Annotated in this window: 13 protein-coding genes and 1 pseudogene; 4 read left to right on the top strand and 10 right to left on the bottom strand. The window is 67.7% G+C overall.

The window, feature by feature from the left end; genetic code table 11:
* Positions 1-252 precede the first annotated feature (252 nt).
* Both kdpE and DN412_RS35065 read right to left on the bottom strand, forming a co-directional pair.
* Positions 253-948, bottom strand: a complete 696-nt coding sequence (gene kdpE, locus DN412_RS35070; protein ID WP_115215765.1) for a two-component system response regulator KdpE — start codon at positions 946-948, stop codon at positions 253-255.
* A gap of 31 nt (positions 949-979) precedes the next feature.
* Positions 980-3,829, bottom strand: a complete 2,850-nt coding sequence (locus tag DN412_RS35065; protein WP_115215768.1) for a sensor histidine kinase — start codon at positions 3,827-3,829, stop codon at positions 980-982.
* Positions 3,830-4,219: 390 nt separating this feature from the next.
* On the opposite strand from DN412_RS35065, the gene rpsU reads away from it, so the two are divergent.
* The 3 genes from rpsU to DN412_RS35050 all read left to right on the top strand — a co-directional run bounded on the left by rpsU (position 4,220) and on the right by DN412_RS35050 (position 6,402).
* The gene (gene rpsU, locus DN412_RS35060; protein WP_010814647.1) at positions 4,220-4,432 is read left to right on the top strand and encodes a 30S ribosomal protein S21; all 213 of its coding nucleotides are present in this window, start codon (positions 4,220-4,222) and stop codon (positions 4,430-4,432) included.
* 184 nt (positions 4,433-4,616) lie between these two features.
* The gene (gene nodI / locus DN412_RS35055) at positions 4,617-5,528 is read left to right on the top strand and encodes a nodulation factor ABC transporter ATP-binding protein NodI (RefSeq protein ID WP_022535960.1); all 912 of its coding nucleotides are present in this window, start codon (positions 4,617-4,619) and stop codon (positions 5,526-5,528) included.
* A 13-nt stretch (positions 5,529-5,541) separates the two neighbouring features.
* The gene (locus DN412_RS35050; RefSeq protein WP_115215764.1) at positions 5,542-6,402 is read left to right on the top strand and encodes an ABC transporter permease; all 861 of its coding nucleotides are present in this window, start codon (positions 5,542-5,544) and stop codon (positions 6,400-6,402) included.
* A 61-nt stretch (positions 6,403-6,463) separates the two neighbouring features.
* Here the strand turns inward: DN412_RS35050 and DN412_RS35045 are convergent.
* A pseudogene (locus DN412_RS35045) lies at positions 6,464-6,538 on the bottom strand (SMR family transporter); the annotation flags it as partial.
* Positions 6,539-6,564: 26 nt separating this feature from the next.
* Here DN412_RS35045 and DN412_RS35040 point away from each other — a divergent pair.
* Positions 6,565-6,825, top strand: coding sequence for a hypothetical protein (locus tag DN412_RS35040; protein ID WP_244222928.1), 261 nt, complete (start codon positions 6,565-6,567; stop codon positions 6,823-6,825).
* 6 nt (positions 6,826-6,831) lie between these two features.
* On the opposite strand, the gene DN412_RS35035 is transcribed toward DN412_RS35040, so the two are convergent.
* From DN412_RS35035 to trpA, 7 genes are all read right to left on the bottom strand, one after another.
* On the bottom strand, positions 6,832-8,037 hold the full coding sequence (locus DN412_RS35035; RefSeq protein ID WP_115215767.1) for an O-succinylhomoserine sulfhydrylase: 1,206 nt from the start codon (positions 8,035-8,037) through the stop codon (positions 6,832-6,834).
* A gap of 350 nt (positions 8,038-8,387) precedes the next feature.
* Entirely contained in the window at positions 8,388-9,917 is a 1,530-nt protein-coding gene (purF, locus tag DN412_RS35030) for an amidophosphoribosyltransferase (RefSeq protein WP_115215762.1), read from the bottom strand.
* 105 nt (positions 9,918-10,022) lie between these two features.
* The gene (locus DN412_RS35025) at positions 10,023-10,520 is read right to left on the bottom strand and encodes a CvpA family protein (protein ID WP_115215761.1); all 498 of its coding nucleotides are present in this window, start codon (positions 10,518-10,520) and stop codon (positions 10,023-10,025) included.
* Positions 10,521-10,562: 42 nt separating this feature from the next.
* Complete coding sequence (locus DN412_RS35020) at positions 10,563-11,285, bottom strand: SPOR domain-containing protein (RefSeq protein WP_115215760.1); 723 nt, start codon at positions 11,283-11,285, stop codon at positions 10,563-10,565.
* Positions 11,286-11,392: 107 nt separating this feature from the next.
* Positions 11,393-12,703, bottom strand: coding sequence for a bifunctional tetrahydrofolate synthase/dihydrofolate synthase (folC, locus tag DN412_RS35015; protein WP_115215759.1), 1,311 nt, complete (start codon positions 12,701-12,703; stop codon positions 11,393-11,395).
* 171 nt (positions 12,704-12,874) lie between these two features.
* Complete coding sequence (gene accD / locus DN412_RS35010) at positions 12,875-13,747, bottom strand: acetyl-CoA carboxylase, carboxyltransferase subunit beta (protein WP_078197140.1); 873 nt, start codon at positions 13,745-13,747, stop codon at positions 12,875-12,877.
* A 180-nt stretch (positions 13,748-13,927) separates the two neighbouring features.
* A complete protein-coding gene (trpA, locus tag DN412_RS35005; RefSeq protein WP_115215758.1) occupies positions 13,928-14,725 on the bottom strand; it encodes a tryptophan synthase subunit alpha in 798 nt (265 codons plus the stop codon).

The raw sequence follows: 14,725 nt of genomic DNA, 5'->3' as shown, positions 1-14,725 counted from the left end.
TATTCTGCCCATGAAGGGCTGTGTCAGGCGCGTCCATTTGCGTGCTCCTTTGGAAAAACGAGAGTGTGCGAATCTTCGTTTTACTCCAGGAGTTGCCTCCGCGGCCCTTCATAGTATCTACACATCCCCAAGCCAACAAGCAGAAGCCCCACCGGCTACACCGGCGAAACAGCCACCCCTACCAAGAGCCCAGTCCGACAGCACGGCGCCAACCCAAACAGCAGCACTCGCCACAAGCCCACCCTGCCCCGATCACCCAGCAAACCGGTACCCCACCCCAATCTCAGTCAACAGAAAAGCCGGCTGAGCCGGATCAGCCTCCAGCTTGTGGCGCAGATGCCCCATATAAACGCGCAGGTACTGACTGCTGTCAGCATGCGACGGCCCCCACACCTCCCGCAGCAACTCCCGGTGAGTCATGACCTTACCCCGATGCGCCAACAGTACCGCCAGCAGCCGATATTCGATCGGCGTCAGGTGCACCGGCTCGCCCACCCGCGTGACCTGCCGGTTGGCGAGGTCCACAACAATGTCCCCGAACGCCACCTGCGCCCGCGCCTGCGCGCCGGAACGCGCATGACGACGCAGCAGCACGCGCAGACGCGCCACCAGTTCGCCCACGCCGAAGGGCTTGGTCAGGTAGTCGTCGGCGCCGGCGTCGAGCGCGCGGATTTTCTCGGCCTCGCCGGTCCGTGCCGACAGCACCAGCACCGGCACCTCGGTCCAGGTGCGCAGGTCGCCGATCATCGACACGCCATCGCCATCGGGCAGGCCCAGGTCCAGGATCACCAGGTCCGGCTGGCGCGTGCCGGCCTCGATCAGGCCGCGCTGCAGCGATTCGGCCTCGTGCACGGTGCAGCCCTCGTCCTGCAGCGCCGCGCGCACGAAGCGGCGGATATGGGGCTCGTCTTCCACCAGCAGCACCGTGGGCGAAAACTCGAATGGCATGACGCGTCGGATCCTTGAATGATGGTCGGGTTCAGGCCGGCAAGCCGGCCGCTTCCGGCTCCAGCACCGGGGGATTGCCGCGCGGCAGCGTGACCACGAAGCGTGCTCCGGTCCCTTCCGCGCCCACCCGCGCATGTACCGGCTCCACGCGGATGCTGCCGCCATGCGCCTGCACGATGGCCTCGCACACGGCCAGGCCCAGGCCCACCCCGGCGGTGGCGGACTCGCGCTCGCCACGGGTGAATTTCTCGAACACCTGTCGCGCCATCGCAGCCGGAACGCCGGGGCCGTCGTCCTCGACGATCAGGTGCACGGCGTCATCCGCGACATCGCCGCGCACGCGGATCTCGGTGCCCGGGTCGGTGTACTTGGCGGCATTCTCCAGCAGGTTGCACAGCACGCGCTCCATCAGCACGCCGTCGCACTCCACCAGCGGCAGCGCCGACAGGTCGGCGACCACCACGCGGTGCCGCGCCAGCGCATCGCGCAGCGACGCCAGCGCAGCGCCGACGAGCTCTTCGAACGACTGCCACTCCCTGTGCAGCGCAACGCTCCGGCTTTGCAGCCGCGCCATGTCGAGCAGGTTGGCAACCATCGCATGCATGCGCCGCGCCTGGTCACGCATGGCGCCGACGGTCTCGGCCACGGCCGGCGCCAGCGGCGGCGAGCCGCGCTGCAGCGTCTCGGCCATGCCGATCAGACTGGTCAGCGGCGTGCGCAGGTCGTGCGACACCGCGGCCAGCAGCGAGCTGCGCAGGCGCTCGGACTCCATCGTCAGCAGCGCCTGCTGCGCCACCTCGACATAGTGCAGCCGCTCGATCGCAATCGCGATCAGCGTGGCAAAGACATCGGCCTGCCGCCGCAGCGCCGGCTGCGCGAACGCGCGCCAGGCGCGCGGCTCCACCGCCAGCACGCCGCGCACCTGCATCGGCGCCTTCAGCGGCAGGTACAGCACGGTGCCGGAGGGCAGCGTGTCGGTGCCAGTGCCGGCCGGCTCGCCGTGGGTGAACACCCATTGCGCCAGCACATGGTCGACGGCATCGCTCTGGCCTGCGGCGCCGGCCTCGGGATCGGTCGCGGCGGTCAGCAGCCGGCCGTCCATGCCGACCAGGAAAAACGCGGCACGCGCGTCGAACGCCGCACGCAGGAAGCGGCTGCCGATGGCGACGATCTGCGCATCGGTCAGCGCCGCGGACAGCTCGCGCGCCAGCTCATAGAGCGTGCGCGCGTCGGTCTCGCGCTGCACCGACACCTGGGCCTGCTCGCGCAGCCCGGCCGTGAGCTGGCCGATCACCAGCCCCACCGCCAGCATCACCAGGAAGGTCACCAGGTATTGCACATCACTGACGGCAAACGACAGCCGCGGCGGCACGAAGAAGAAATCGAAGGCCCCCACCGCCACCAGCGAGGCGAACGCCGCCGCGGTGCGCCCGTGGCGCAGCGCCACGCCCGCCACCGCCAGCAGGAACAACATGGCGATATTGACCAGGTCGAACCACGGCCGCGCCAGCGCCGACAGCGCGGTGGCGCCGGCACACCAGGCCATCGCCCACAGCAGGGCCGGCCACTGCGCGGGCGGGGCTTCGTCCTGCGGCGGCTCGGTGCCCGGCAGCACGCGTGCGTCACCGGGCACCTCATGTCGGGCGCTGTCGGCCGCCACGCGGATCACGTCGATCTCCGGACACGCCGCGGCCAGCGCATCGGCAAAGCTGCTGCGCCCGAACAACCACGCGCGCGCGCCCAGCCATGGCGCCAGTGCGCGCGCCAGCAGCGCGTGCACGCGGCCAGCCAGCGAACGCCCGCCATCGGCCCAGCGCGCCGGCGTGCGGCCGATCAATACCTTGGTCAGGTTGTGCCGCCGGACATAGCCGGCCACCGCCGCCACCATGTCGCTGCCGGCCAGGGTCTCGATGCGCGCGCCCAGCGCTTCGGCCAGCCGCATGGCTTCGTCCAGTTGCTCGCGCTGCGCGTCGGGCACGGGTGCCAGGCGCGGCAACGACACCGTCACCACATGGCAGTCGCAATCGAGCTGCCCGGCCAGCCGGCGCGCGCTGCGCACCACCTGCGCGGCATCGCTGCCGTGGCCGATGCAGGCCAGCACCGCTTCCCGCGTGCGCCAGACCGACGCGATCGAGGCTTCCTGCCGATAGGCGCGCACGTCGTCGTCCACGCGGTCGGCGGTGCGGCGCAGCGCCAGTTCGCGCAGCGCGATCAGGTTGCCCTTGCGGAAGAAGTGCTGCACCGCGTGGCGGGCCTGCTCGGGCACATACACGCGCCCTTCGCGAAGGCGGCGCAGCAGTTCGTCGGCGGGCAGGTCGACCAGCACCACCTCGTCGGCATCGTCGAAGACCGCGTCGGGCACGGTCTCGCGCACGCGGATGCCGGTGATGCCGGCGACCGCCTCGTTCAGGCTGTCCAGGTGCTGGACATTGATCGTGGTCCACACGTCGATGCCGGCCGACAGCAGTTCGGCGATGTCCTGCCAGCGCTTGGGATGGCGACTGCCCGGCGCATTGCTGTGCGCCAGCTCGTCCGCCAGGACCAGCGTCGGGCGGCGTGCCAGGGCGGCGTCGAGATCGAATTCCTGCAGCGTGCGGCCACGGTGATCGACGCGGCGCAGCGGCACGCGCTCGATGCCCTCTACCAGCGCTTCGGTCTCGGCGCGGCCATGGCTTTCGACCACGCCCACCACCACGTCGCCGCCCTGCTCGCGCTGCGCGCGCGCCGCGGCCAGCATGGCAAAGGTCTTGCCCACGCCGGCCGAAGCGCCGAAGTAGATACGCAGGCGCCCGCGCGTGGCGCGTTCGCCCGCGGCCTGCATGCGCTGCAGCAGGTGGTCGGGATCGGGGCGGAGGTCGTCGGCTTGGCGCGGCTCAGGCATGATGGGCGCCCTCACCTTGCAGCGGCGGGTGCGCAGCCAGATTGTGCCACGCACGCGGCGACACAAAGTGCGCCAAAGCAGACTATTGGGAGATTTCCGATGCTGCCCCCATGCGCGCATTGCACGGCATTCTTGACAGTGGCGTCGTATACATGCCATAGTTACGGGCGTATAGCATTCAAGGAAACCGGTACTGTCAGGCTCCAGTTGTATAGGACCTGGCGCTATCACCCCTGACACTGGCTGCTCGGACTGAAACGTCCACATCTTTCAGGTTCGCGGGGGCGCACCAGGGCATTAGCCCGGCGTGCAATACCAGTCGCTCCGGCGACCGCAGTTTCCCCCCGTGTGAACCAGCCGCTCCTTGCGGCAATCCCCTAAAGGACTGAATTGACTAAGATCGTCTTGAAACCCGGTGAGCCCGTTGAAGTTGCAATGCGGCGTTTCCGTCGCGCCATTCTGCAGACTGGCCTGATCGTTGAACTCAAGAGCCGTACCGCTTACGAGAAGCCGACGACCGAGCGCAAGCGCAAGAAGAAGGCCGCCGAAGCACGTCTGCGCAAGCGCCTGCGCATGCAGATGCTGCCGAAGAAGATGTACTGATCCAGTACGCTTCGCCGCCTGGTACTGCCAGGCAAGAAAGACCGCCAGTTCGCTGGCGGTTTTTTTATGCCCGCGCACAGGAGCAGGCCACGGCTTTTTGCTGCACTGCGCCACCTGAGCGCAACGCCGATGACCGGCATAATGGCGGATATTGCGCCCGTGCGGCGCCACACCGGACCCTGCCTTGACTGCCATCCTCGAGTTGCGCAAGGTGCGCAAGCAATACGGCGACACGGTCGTGGTCGACGACCTCGACCTCCAGGTATTTCGCGGCCAGTGCTTCGGCCTGCTGGGCCCCAACGGCGCCGGCAAGACCACTACGCTGCGCCTGCTGCTTGGCCTGACCACGCCCATGGCGGGCACGCTGACGCTGTGCGGCGAACCCATCCCCGAGCGCGCGCCGCAGGCGCGCATGCGCGTGGGCGTGGTGCCGCAGTTCGACAACCTCGACCCGGACTTCTCGGTGATCGAAAACCTGCGCATCTTCGGGCGCTATTTCGGGCTGTCGTCGGCCGAGATCGAGCGGCGCGTGCCGATGCTGCTGGAATTCGCCCGGCTGGAGAACCGCGCCGACGCCCAGGTGCGCGACCTCTCCGGCGGCATGCGCCGGCGCCTGACCGTGGCGCGCGCGCTGATCAACGACCCTGACCTGCTGGTGATGGACGAGCCCACCACCGGCCTTGACCCGCAGGCACGCCACCTGATCTGGGAGCGCCTGAAGTCGCTGATGGCCAGCGGCAAGACCATCCTGCTGACCACGCACTTCATGGAAGAGGCCGAACGGCTGTGCAACTACCTGTGCGTGATCGACGGTGGCCGCAAGATTGCCGAAGGCAAGCCGCACGAGCTGATCGACAGCCAGATCGGCTGCGACGTGGTAGAGGTCTATGGCGATGAACTGGACACGCTGCGCGGCAGCCTGACGCCGCTGGCGCAGCGCACTGAGATGAGCGGCGAGACGCTGTTCTGCTATGTGCGCGAGCCCGCCCCGCTGCTGGCGGCGCTGCACGGCAGGAGCGGCGTGCGCTACCTGCATCGCCCGGCCAACCTGGAGGACGTGTTCCTCAAGCTGACCGGCCGCGAGATGCGGGACTGAACCGAGGGACTACATGAGCGAACAGGATCCCCGCGCGGATACCACCGACACCTCCCCTGCCATGGTCACCGGCGCCGCGGCACCGCGCCAGCGCTATCCGCAGCCTCTGCTGCCGCGCAACCTGCGCAACTGGATGATGGTCTGGTACCGCAACTACATGGTGTGGAAGAAGCTGGCCATCCCGTCGATGATCGGCAACCTGGCCGACCCGATGATCTACCTGTTCGGCCTCGGCCTCGGGCTGGGGCTGATGGTGGGCCAGGTCAACGGCGTGTCGTATATCGCCTTCCTGGCGGCCGGCACCACCGCGTCCAGCGTGATGATGTCGGCCAGCTTCGAGTCGATGTATTCGGCGTTCTCGCGCATGCATGTGCAGCGCACCTGGGAAGCGATCATGCATGCCCCGCTGACGCTGGGCGACGTGGTGCTGGGCGAGATCGCCTGGGCCGCCAGCAAGGCCGTGCTGTCCGGGCTGGCCATCATGCTGGTGGCGGGCGCGCTGGGCTATGCGCAGATGCCCGGCGCGCTGCTGGCGCTGCCGGTGATCGTGCTGGCCGGCATTGCCTTTGCCGCGCTGGCGATGATCGTCACCGCGCTGGCGCCCAGCTACGACTTCTTCATGTTCTACCAGACCCTGGTGATGACGCCGATGCTGCTGCTGTCAGGCGTGTTCTTCCCGCTGGAGCAATTGCCCGAAGGCGTGCAGGCCGCCACCAAGCTGCTGCCGCTGGCGCATGCGGTGGCGCTGATCCGCCCGCTGATGCTGGGCCGTCCGGTGGATGGCGCCGGCCTGCACCTTGCGGTGCTGGGCGCCTATGCAGTGGTGGCGCTGGTAGTATGCCTGGTGCTGCTGCGCCGCCGGCTGCTGCGCTGAAGCTACCCGACGCCGGGCCTCAGGCGCTACCCACCGGCTTGAGCCCGGTAATCCCGCACACGCCCTCGGTGTACTTGAGGCCGATCGCCCACACAACTTCGAACAGCCCCGCCAGGGCCAGCAGTGTCCATGCCAAATCGATTTCCAGGATTGCGTCGTAACGTGCGCAACGATAGCGGAGAAACCGCCACCTTACAGCGCACCGTCCTGGCGCTGGCGGCCGCATGCGCGACGGCGTCACTGGCCGGGTGCATGGTGGTGGCGGTGGGCAGCGCCGCGGTGTCGACGGTGGCAACCGTAGGATCCGCCGCCGTCAGCGTGGCGACGACCGCGGTCAGCACCACTTACGACATCACGGCCGCTGGCGTGAAGGCCGTGGCCGGCAGCGACGATGCCGCTGCGTCGCCACCGCCCGCGCAGTAAGCGCTCTCAGTCGCCCAGGCCGCGCAGCAGGTCGGCCTTCAGGTCCTCGACCGACTCCAGCCCCACCGCCAGCCGGATCAGCCCCTCGCCCACGCCCGCGGCCGCCTTGGCCTCGGGGCTCACGCGCGCATGCGTGGTGGTGTACGGGTGCGTGATGGTGGTGCGGGTGTCGCCCAGGTTGCCGGTGATCGAGCACAGCCGGGTGTTGTCGATCACGCGCCAGGCATTGGCCCGCTGCTGCTCGGGCGTGGCGCCCTTGAGTTCGAACGACACGATCGCGCCGCCGCCGCTTTGCTGGCGCATGGCGATCTCGTGCTGCGGGTGCGACTTCAGCGCCGGGTGGAACACGCGCGCCACTGCCGGATGCGATTCGAGGAACTGCGCCAGCGTCAGTGCGCTGGCCGAATGGCGTTCCATGCGGATCGCGAGCGTCTCCATGCCCTTGAGCAGCACCCAGGCGTTGAAGGCCGACAGCGTCGGGCCGGCGGTGCGCACGAACGGGAACACCTTGCCCATGATGTAGTCGTGCGTGCCCAGCACGGCGCCGCCCAGCACGCGGCCCTGGCCGTCGATATGCTTGGTGGCCGAATGCACCACGATGTCGGCGCCGAACTTCATCGGCTGCTGCAGCGCCGGCGAACAGAAGCAGTTGTCGACCACCAGCAGCGCGCCCGCGTCGTGGGCGATGTCGGCCACGGCGGCAATGTCGGCCACTTCGGTCAGCGGGTTCGACGGGGTTTCCAGGAAGAACAGCTTCGTGTTCGGGCGCACCGCGGCACGCCAGGCGTTCAGGTCGCTGGGATCGACAAAGGTGGTCTCGACGCCGAACTTCGAGAAGATATTGCCGAACAGGGTCATGGTCGATCCGAAGATCGCGCGCGAGCTGACCAGGTGGTCGCCCGCCTGCATCGACGACAGCACCACCGACAGGATTGCGCTCATGCCCGAGGCGGTCGCCATGCAGGCCTGCGCGCCTTCCAGCGCGGCCAGGCGCGACTGGAACATCGACACCGTCGGGTTGGTGAAGCGCGAGTAGGTGAAGCCCTCTTCCGAGTTGGCGAAACGTTCGGCGGCCTCGGCCGCGCTGCCGAAGCAGAAGCTCGAGGTCAGGTACATGGCCTCGGAGTGCTCCATGAATTCGCTGCGCAGCGTGCCGGCGCGCACGCCAAGAGTGTCGATGCCGAGCGATTCGGGGTTGAGCGGTTCGTTCATGCTGGTGGCGCGGTCGTACCCGCGCGAATGCGATGGTTTCGACAAGCTGCGCACCGGTCCGGAGGGGCGGCGCGCGGCCATGAAAAAAGCCCGTGCGATCGGGTGGTCGGATCGACGGGCTTGCTGATTTTGCGAATGGCCTTTGGCTTCAGGCTGTGGCGGCCGGCTTCCGGGAATCGCGGCGCCGGGAAGGCACTGCGCATCGGGAATCGTTGCTGACCACCATCTCTTTAGCTGTTTCGGGCTGTACCCGCGTCCGCAAGCTGACTATCAAATCGACGCCCGGCCATGTTACGGCCGGGCTTCGCGTTAGTCAACGCGCACGAACAGGCAGACTCGCGCGGCGCGGCTTACTCGTTGCCGCCGGAGCGCTGCAGGTGCAGTTGCGAGCGCTCGGTGTCACCATTGGTGCCATCGCGGTCGGCCTGGCTGCGCGCCGTTTCCAGGCGGGTCAGGTAGGCCTCGTCGATATCGCCGGTGATATAGCGGCCATCGAAGCACGAAGCATCGAAGTCCTTCAGCGCCGGGTTGATATCGCGCACCGCCTGCTTCATCGCTTCCACGTCCTGGTACACCAGCTTGTCCGCGCCGATGATCTTGGCGATCTCTTCGTGCGTGCGATTGTGGGCCACCAGTTCACTGCGGGTCGGCATGTCGATGCCGTACACGTTGGGGTACTTCACCGGCGGCGCGGCCGAGGCGAAGATCACCTTGTTGGCGCCGGCGTCGCGCGCCATCTGCACGATCTCGAACGAGGTGGTGCCGCGCACGATCGAGTCGTCGACGATCAGCACGTTCTTGCCCTTGAACTCCACGCCCATGGCGTTGAGCTTCTGGCGCACCGACTTCTTGCGCACCGCCTGGCCAGGCATGATGAAGGTGCGGCCGATATAGCGGTTCTTGAAGAAGCCTTCGCGGTAGTTCACGCCCAGGCGGTTGGCCACCTGCATCGCGGCCGGACGGCTGGAATCGGGGATCGGCATGACCACGTCGATATCGCCGGCCGACACTTCCTGGCGGATCTTCTCGGCCAGGTAGTCGCCCATGCGCAGGCGCGCGTCATAGACCGGCACGCCGTCGATGCACGAATCCGGGCGGGCCAGGTAGACGTACTCGAAAATGCACGGCGTCAGCACCGCGTTCTCGGCGCACAGCTTGGTGTAGAGCTTGCCGTCCAGATCGATGAAAATGGCCTCGCCCGGCGCCACGTCGCGCTCGAGCTTGTAGCCGATGCCTTCCAGCGCCACCGACTCCGACGCCACCATCCATTCCTTGCCGGTCGGGGTCTCGACACTGCCCAGGCACAGCGGGCGGATGCCGAACGGGTCGCGCACCGCCAGCATGCCGTAGCCTGCGATCTGCGCGGCGATGGCATACGAGCCGCGCACGCGGCGGTGCAGGCCGCTGACCGCCGTGAAGATCGTGTCAGGGTCCAGCGCCATGCCGTTGCTGGCGCGCTGCAGCTCGTCGGCCAGCACGTTCAGCAGCACTTCGGTGTCCGAATGCGTGTTGATGTGGCGGCGGTCGCGGCGGAACATTTCTTCGCGCAGCTGCTCCCAGTTGGTCAGGTTGCCGTTATGCGCGAGGATCACGCCGTACGGCGCATTCACGTAGAACGGCTGCGCCTCCTCCTCGCTGGATGCCGAGCCGGCGGTCGGATAGCGCACCTGGCCGATACCGGCGGCGCCGGGCAGGCTGCGCATGTTGCGGGTGCGGAAGACATCGCGCACCAGGCCGTTGGCCTTGTGCATGTGGAAGGTACTGCCGTTGGCGGTGGCGATGCCGGCAGCATCCTGTCCGCGATGTTGCAACAACAGCAGGCTGTCGTAAATCAATTGGTTGACGGGCGTGGATGACACCACACCGACGATACCGCACATGCCAAGCTCCCAGGAAAGGCTTTGATTCAGGGGGCGCAGCCCGGCCCGGCATATCCTCCGGACCCCAAGGCCTGCGTTACTACCAGCCGGGCAACGTGCCCGGCCTTATGTCTTCACGTACTTCGCCAGTTCCGGCGGCAGCCATGGCTTGAGCGACTCCATGGCCTGCATCACGTATGGGCGGCTCACCGCGTCGCGCCAGAACGCTTCCTCCGGCAATTTGGTCAGGCTCGCCAGCGTGACCATCACCATCACCAGCAGCACGCCGCGCAGCAGGCCGAACATCAGTCCCAGCCCGCGGTCGGCGGGCTTGAGCCCGGTGCTCTCCAGCAGCTGCCCGACCACCATGCCGGCCAGCGAGGCGCCCAGCACGGTGCCGATCAGCAGCACCACGAAGCCCAGCGCATGGCGGGCCAGCTCGCCGCCGGGCATCGATTCAGGCATCCAGCCCGCGGCCGTCGCGCCATAGCGGAACGCCACCCAGAACGCCACCACCCAGCCGATCAGCGACAGCACCTCGCGCACCAGGCCGCGCAGCACGCCGAGCAGGCCCGAGGCCAGCAGGATGAAGACCACGGCATAGTCGAAGAAAGTCGGCTGCATCGTTGCTTGCGGCCGGGCACAGGCACCGGCCGTGGCTGCCCTTTACTGTTCCACGACCTTCGAGGCCAGCCCCACTGCCCGTACGCGCTTGTCGGCGGCGTCGGCGGCATCGCGGTCGCTGAAGGGGCCGGCACGCAGCAGGATGCGTTCGCCATCGGCCAGCACTTTCTTTTCGACATAGGCCGGGACCTTGCTCGCCTTGAGCTTGGCCAGCCAGCCCTTGGCGCGCTCTTCGGAAGAGAAGGCGCCGATCAGGATCAGGTACTTGCCGCTGCCCGGCCTGGCTTCGGGCTTGGCCTCGGCGCGCTGCGCGGGCTTGTCGGCGGAAGCGGCCGCGACCGTGGCCGCGGGCTTCGGCGGGTTGACGATTTCCTCGCCGGCGTCCAGCGCCGCCGCGGCGTCGTTGCGAGCGGCCGGCGCCGCCGGCGGCAGCGGATCGGCCTTGCGCGGCTCGACGCGGGGCTTCTGCGCCCCCTGCCCGCCCGTAACCTTGACCGAGACGTCCTCGGAAACCGGCCGCGGCTTGGTCTCGAACACGATCGGCAGCACGATCACGGCAGCCACCATCAGCACCACGGCGCCGATCAGGCGGCGGCGCGCGCGCTGCTTCTGTGGGAATTCGGGGTCCAGCGTGTCGTCGGCACACTCATCGGCCAGGCGGCGCGACGAGGCGATGCCAGCACCCGTGTCGGTGCGCTGGCGCCGCGCACGCTCGGGTGCCGGGTCGTTGCCCTTGCGGGAAGAAAACAGCGAAAGCAGGCCCATAGATTGGTTCGGTGATACGGCCACGTGGACCGCTCGTTGCGTTTGCCGCTCAGTGATCGGCCAAGGCCGCCGGGGTTGCCAGGTCAGCGGGCGCCGGGGCGCCTGCTTCAGTTAGCCTGCGTGGCACGATAGGCCATCACGCCGGCGACGGTATAGAACGATCCGAAGACCAGAATTCTATCATTCTCGGTGGCTCGCTCGATGGCATCCCGGAATGCCGCCTCGGGGCTGGAAAAGCAGGCCGCGGTGGCATCCGGGCCGGACTGGAATCCGCCGGCTTCCAGCTTGGCCAGCAGGTCCGCGGCGCTGGCCGCGCGCTCGGTCGGCAGGTCGCACAGGCACCAGTGGTCGACCTTGTCGGCCACGTGCTGCAGCACCCCAGCAATGTCCTTGTCCTGCATCGCGCCGAACACCGCATAGGTGTAGCGGAAGAAGCCCATATTCTCCAGGTTCTGCCCCAGTGTGGCCGCCGCATGCGGATTGTGCGCCACGTCCAGGATCACCGCCGGTCGGCCCGGCAGCACCTGGAAGCGGCCCGGCAGTTCGACGAAGGCCAGCCCGTTGCGCACTTCCTGCGCGCTCACCGGCAGGCGCGGGCGCATGGCCTGCAGCGCGGCCAGCGCCGCCGCCGCGTTCAGCAGCTGGTTGGCGCCGCGCAGGGCCGGGTAACCCAGGCCGTTGAGCTTGCGCCCGCCACCGCTCCAGTCCCATTGCTGGCGCTCCTGGCCCTTGGCGGCGTGGAAATGGTAGTCGCGCCCCAACAGCCACAGTTCGGCGCCAACGGCCTCGGCGTGCGCCACCAGCGACTTCGGCGGCATCGGATCACCGCAGATCGCCGGCACGCCCGGGCGGAAGATGCCGGCCTTCTCGAAGCCGATTTCCTCGCGCGTGTGGCCCAGGTACTGGGTATGGTCGATATCGACGCTGGTGACGATGGCGCAGTCGGTATCGATCACGTTGACCGCATCCAGCCGCCCGCCCAGGCCGACTTCCAGGATGATCGCGTCAAGCCCGGCCGCGGCGAAGGCATGGATGATCGCCAGCGTGGTGAACTCGAAGTAAGTCAGGCTGATCGGGTCGGCAAAGCTGTTGCGCGCGCGCTCGACCGCCTCGAAATGCGGCAGCAGCTGCGCATCGGTGGCGATCTCGCCATTGATGCGGGCGCGCTCGTTGAACGAGATCAGGTGCGGCGAGGTATGGCAGCCCACCTTGTAGCCGGCCTCGAGCAGGATGCGCTCGAGGATGGCGCAGGTAGAGCCCTTGCCGTTGGTGCCGCCCACCGTGAATACCACGGCGTCGATGCGCAGCCCGAGGGCCTCCTTCACGCGCGTGATGCGCGCCAGGCCCATGTCGATGCCCACGGGATGGGCGGTTTCGAGATGGGCAAGCCATTCGGGGAGCGTATGGAAGACAGGCATGTGGGGTGCGAGGAAAGCTGTTGCTACCAGATTTGGCCAGCCAGCGGCAAAGTCAAGGCCGGGCTTGTGCCCAGTCCGATATGGCGACCAAGAATGTGGCTAAGAAAAGCGGCCAAAAAAAGCGAAAGGCGCGTCAACCACCCGCGCCCTTGATCTGCCATGCAGACGTTGTTATGCGACCGCGTCGGCGGGCTGCTTCTGCAGCAGCGCAAGCAGCTGCGCCAGTTCCGCGCGCAGCTTGCGGCGGTCGACGATCATGTCGATGGCGCCCTTGGTCAGCAGGAATTCCGAACGCTGGAAGCCTTCCGGCAGCTTCTCGCGCACGGTCTGCTCGATCACGCGCGGGCCGGCAAAGCCGATCAGCGCCTTGGGCTCGGCGATCACCACGTCGCCCAGGAAGGCGAAGCTGGCCGACACGCCGCCCATGGTCGGGTCGGTCAGCACGCTGATGAACGGCAGCCTGGCCTCGCTCAGCTTGTTCAGCATCGAGGTGGTCTTGGCCATCTGCAGCAGCGACAGCAGGCTTTCCTGCATGCGCGCGCCACCCGTGGCGGTAAAGCAGATGAACGGCACCTTCTGCTCCAGCGCGGCCTGCGCGCCGCGCACGAAGCGCTCGCCCACCACCGAGCCCATCGAGCCGCCCATGAACTCGAACTCGAAGCAGCTCGCCACCACCGGGATGGTGTGGATGGCACCGCCCATCACCACCATGGCATCGGTCTCGCCGGTGTCTTCCATGGCGGCCTTGATGCGGTCCGGGTACTTCTTGGAATCCTTGAACTTCAGTGCGTCGACCGGCACGATCTCCTGGCCGATCTCATAGCGGCCTTCGGCGTCGAGCAGCGCGTCCAGGCGCGCCCGCGCGCCGATTCGCATATGGTGGTCGCACTTGGGGCAGACGTGCAGGTTGGCCTCGACGTCGGTCCGGTACAGGGTGGACTCGCACGACGGGCACTTGACCCACAAACCCTCAGGGATGCCCTTGCGGGTGCTGGGGTCGGTCTGTTGAATCTTGGGGGGCAGGAGTTTATCCAACCAGCTCATGAAAGCTCCTTTCGGATGACTGCGGTCCGCCGGCAAACCCGGTGTCGGGACGCCTGTTGGCAGATGGCAGGGAATCAACCCGCGAATTTACCATGCCGGCCCGTCGACCTCGAAGCGCAACGCGAGATTTGCGCATGACACCGCACTTCTCAAGGTTTCTCAGGCCGGCATTACATCACTTCAGCTGTCCAGCGCCTGGCGGATCTCGGCGATAAACGCCCGCAGCGTCGCCACCGCCTGCTCGCGCGGCGTGTCCTCCAGCAACTGCACCAGGCGGCTGCCGATCACCACGGCATCGGCCACGCTGCCGATCGCGCGCGCGGTCTGCGCGTCGCGGATGCCGAAGCCCACGCCCACCGGCAGGTTGGCGTGCTGCTTGATCAGCGGCAAGCGCGCCGCCACGCTGTCCAGGTCGATCGTGGCCGAGCCGGTCACGCCCTTGAGCGACACGTAGTACAGGTAGCCGCTGGCCACGCGGGCCACGGCCTCGATGCGCGCATCGGTCGAAGTCGGCGCCAGCAGGAAGATCGGGTCCATGCCGTTGTCGCGCATCAGCGTGGCGAACGACTCGCACTCCTCGGGCGGATAGTCGACCACCAGCACACCATCGACGCCGGCTTCGCGCGCGGCGGCGGCAAAAACCTGCTCACCCATGCGCTCGATCGGGTTGGCGTAGCCCATCAGCACCACCGGGGTGTCGGCGTTGGTCTGGCGGAACTCGCGCACCCACTGCAACACCTGGGTCAGCGATACGCCCTGCGCCAGCGCGCGCTCAGAGGCGCGCTGGATCACGGGGCCGTCGGCCATCGGGTCCGAGAACGGCACGCCCAGCTCGATCACGTCGGCGCCGCCCGCCACCAGCGCATGCATCAGCGCCACGGTCAGGCCGGGCTCGGGATCGCCGGCGGTGATAAACGGAATCAGGCCCTTCTTCTGCTGCGCGGCCAGTGCCGCGAACGTCTTCTGGATACGGGACAT

This window comes from Cupriavidus lacunae (assembly GCF_003353055.1).
GTDB lineage: Bacteria > Pseudomonadota > Gammaproteobacteria > Burkholderiales > Burkholderiaceae > Cupriavidus > Cupriavidus lacunae.
The sequence above is the reverse complement of the archived record's forward strand: the minus strand, read 5'-3'. Positions and strand labels throughout refer to the sequence as shown.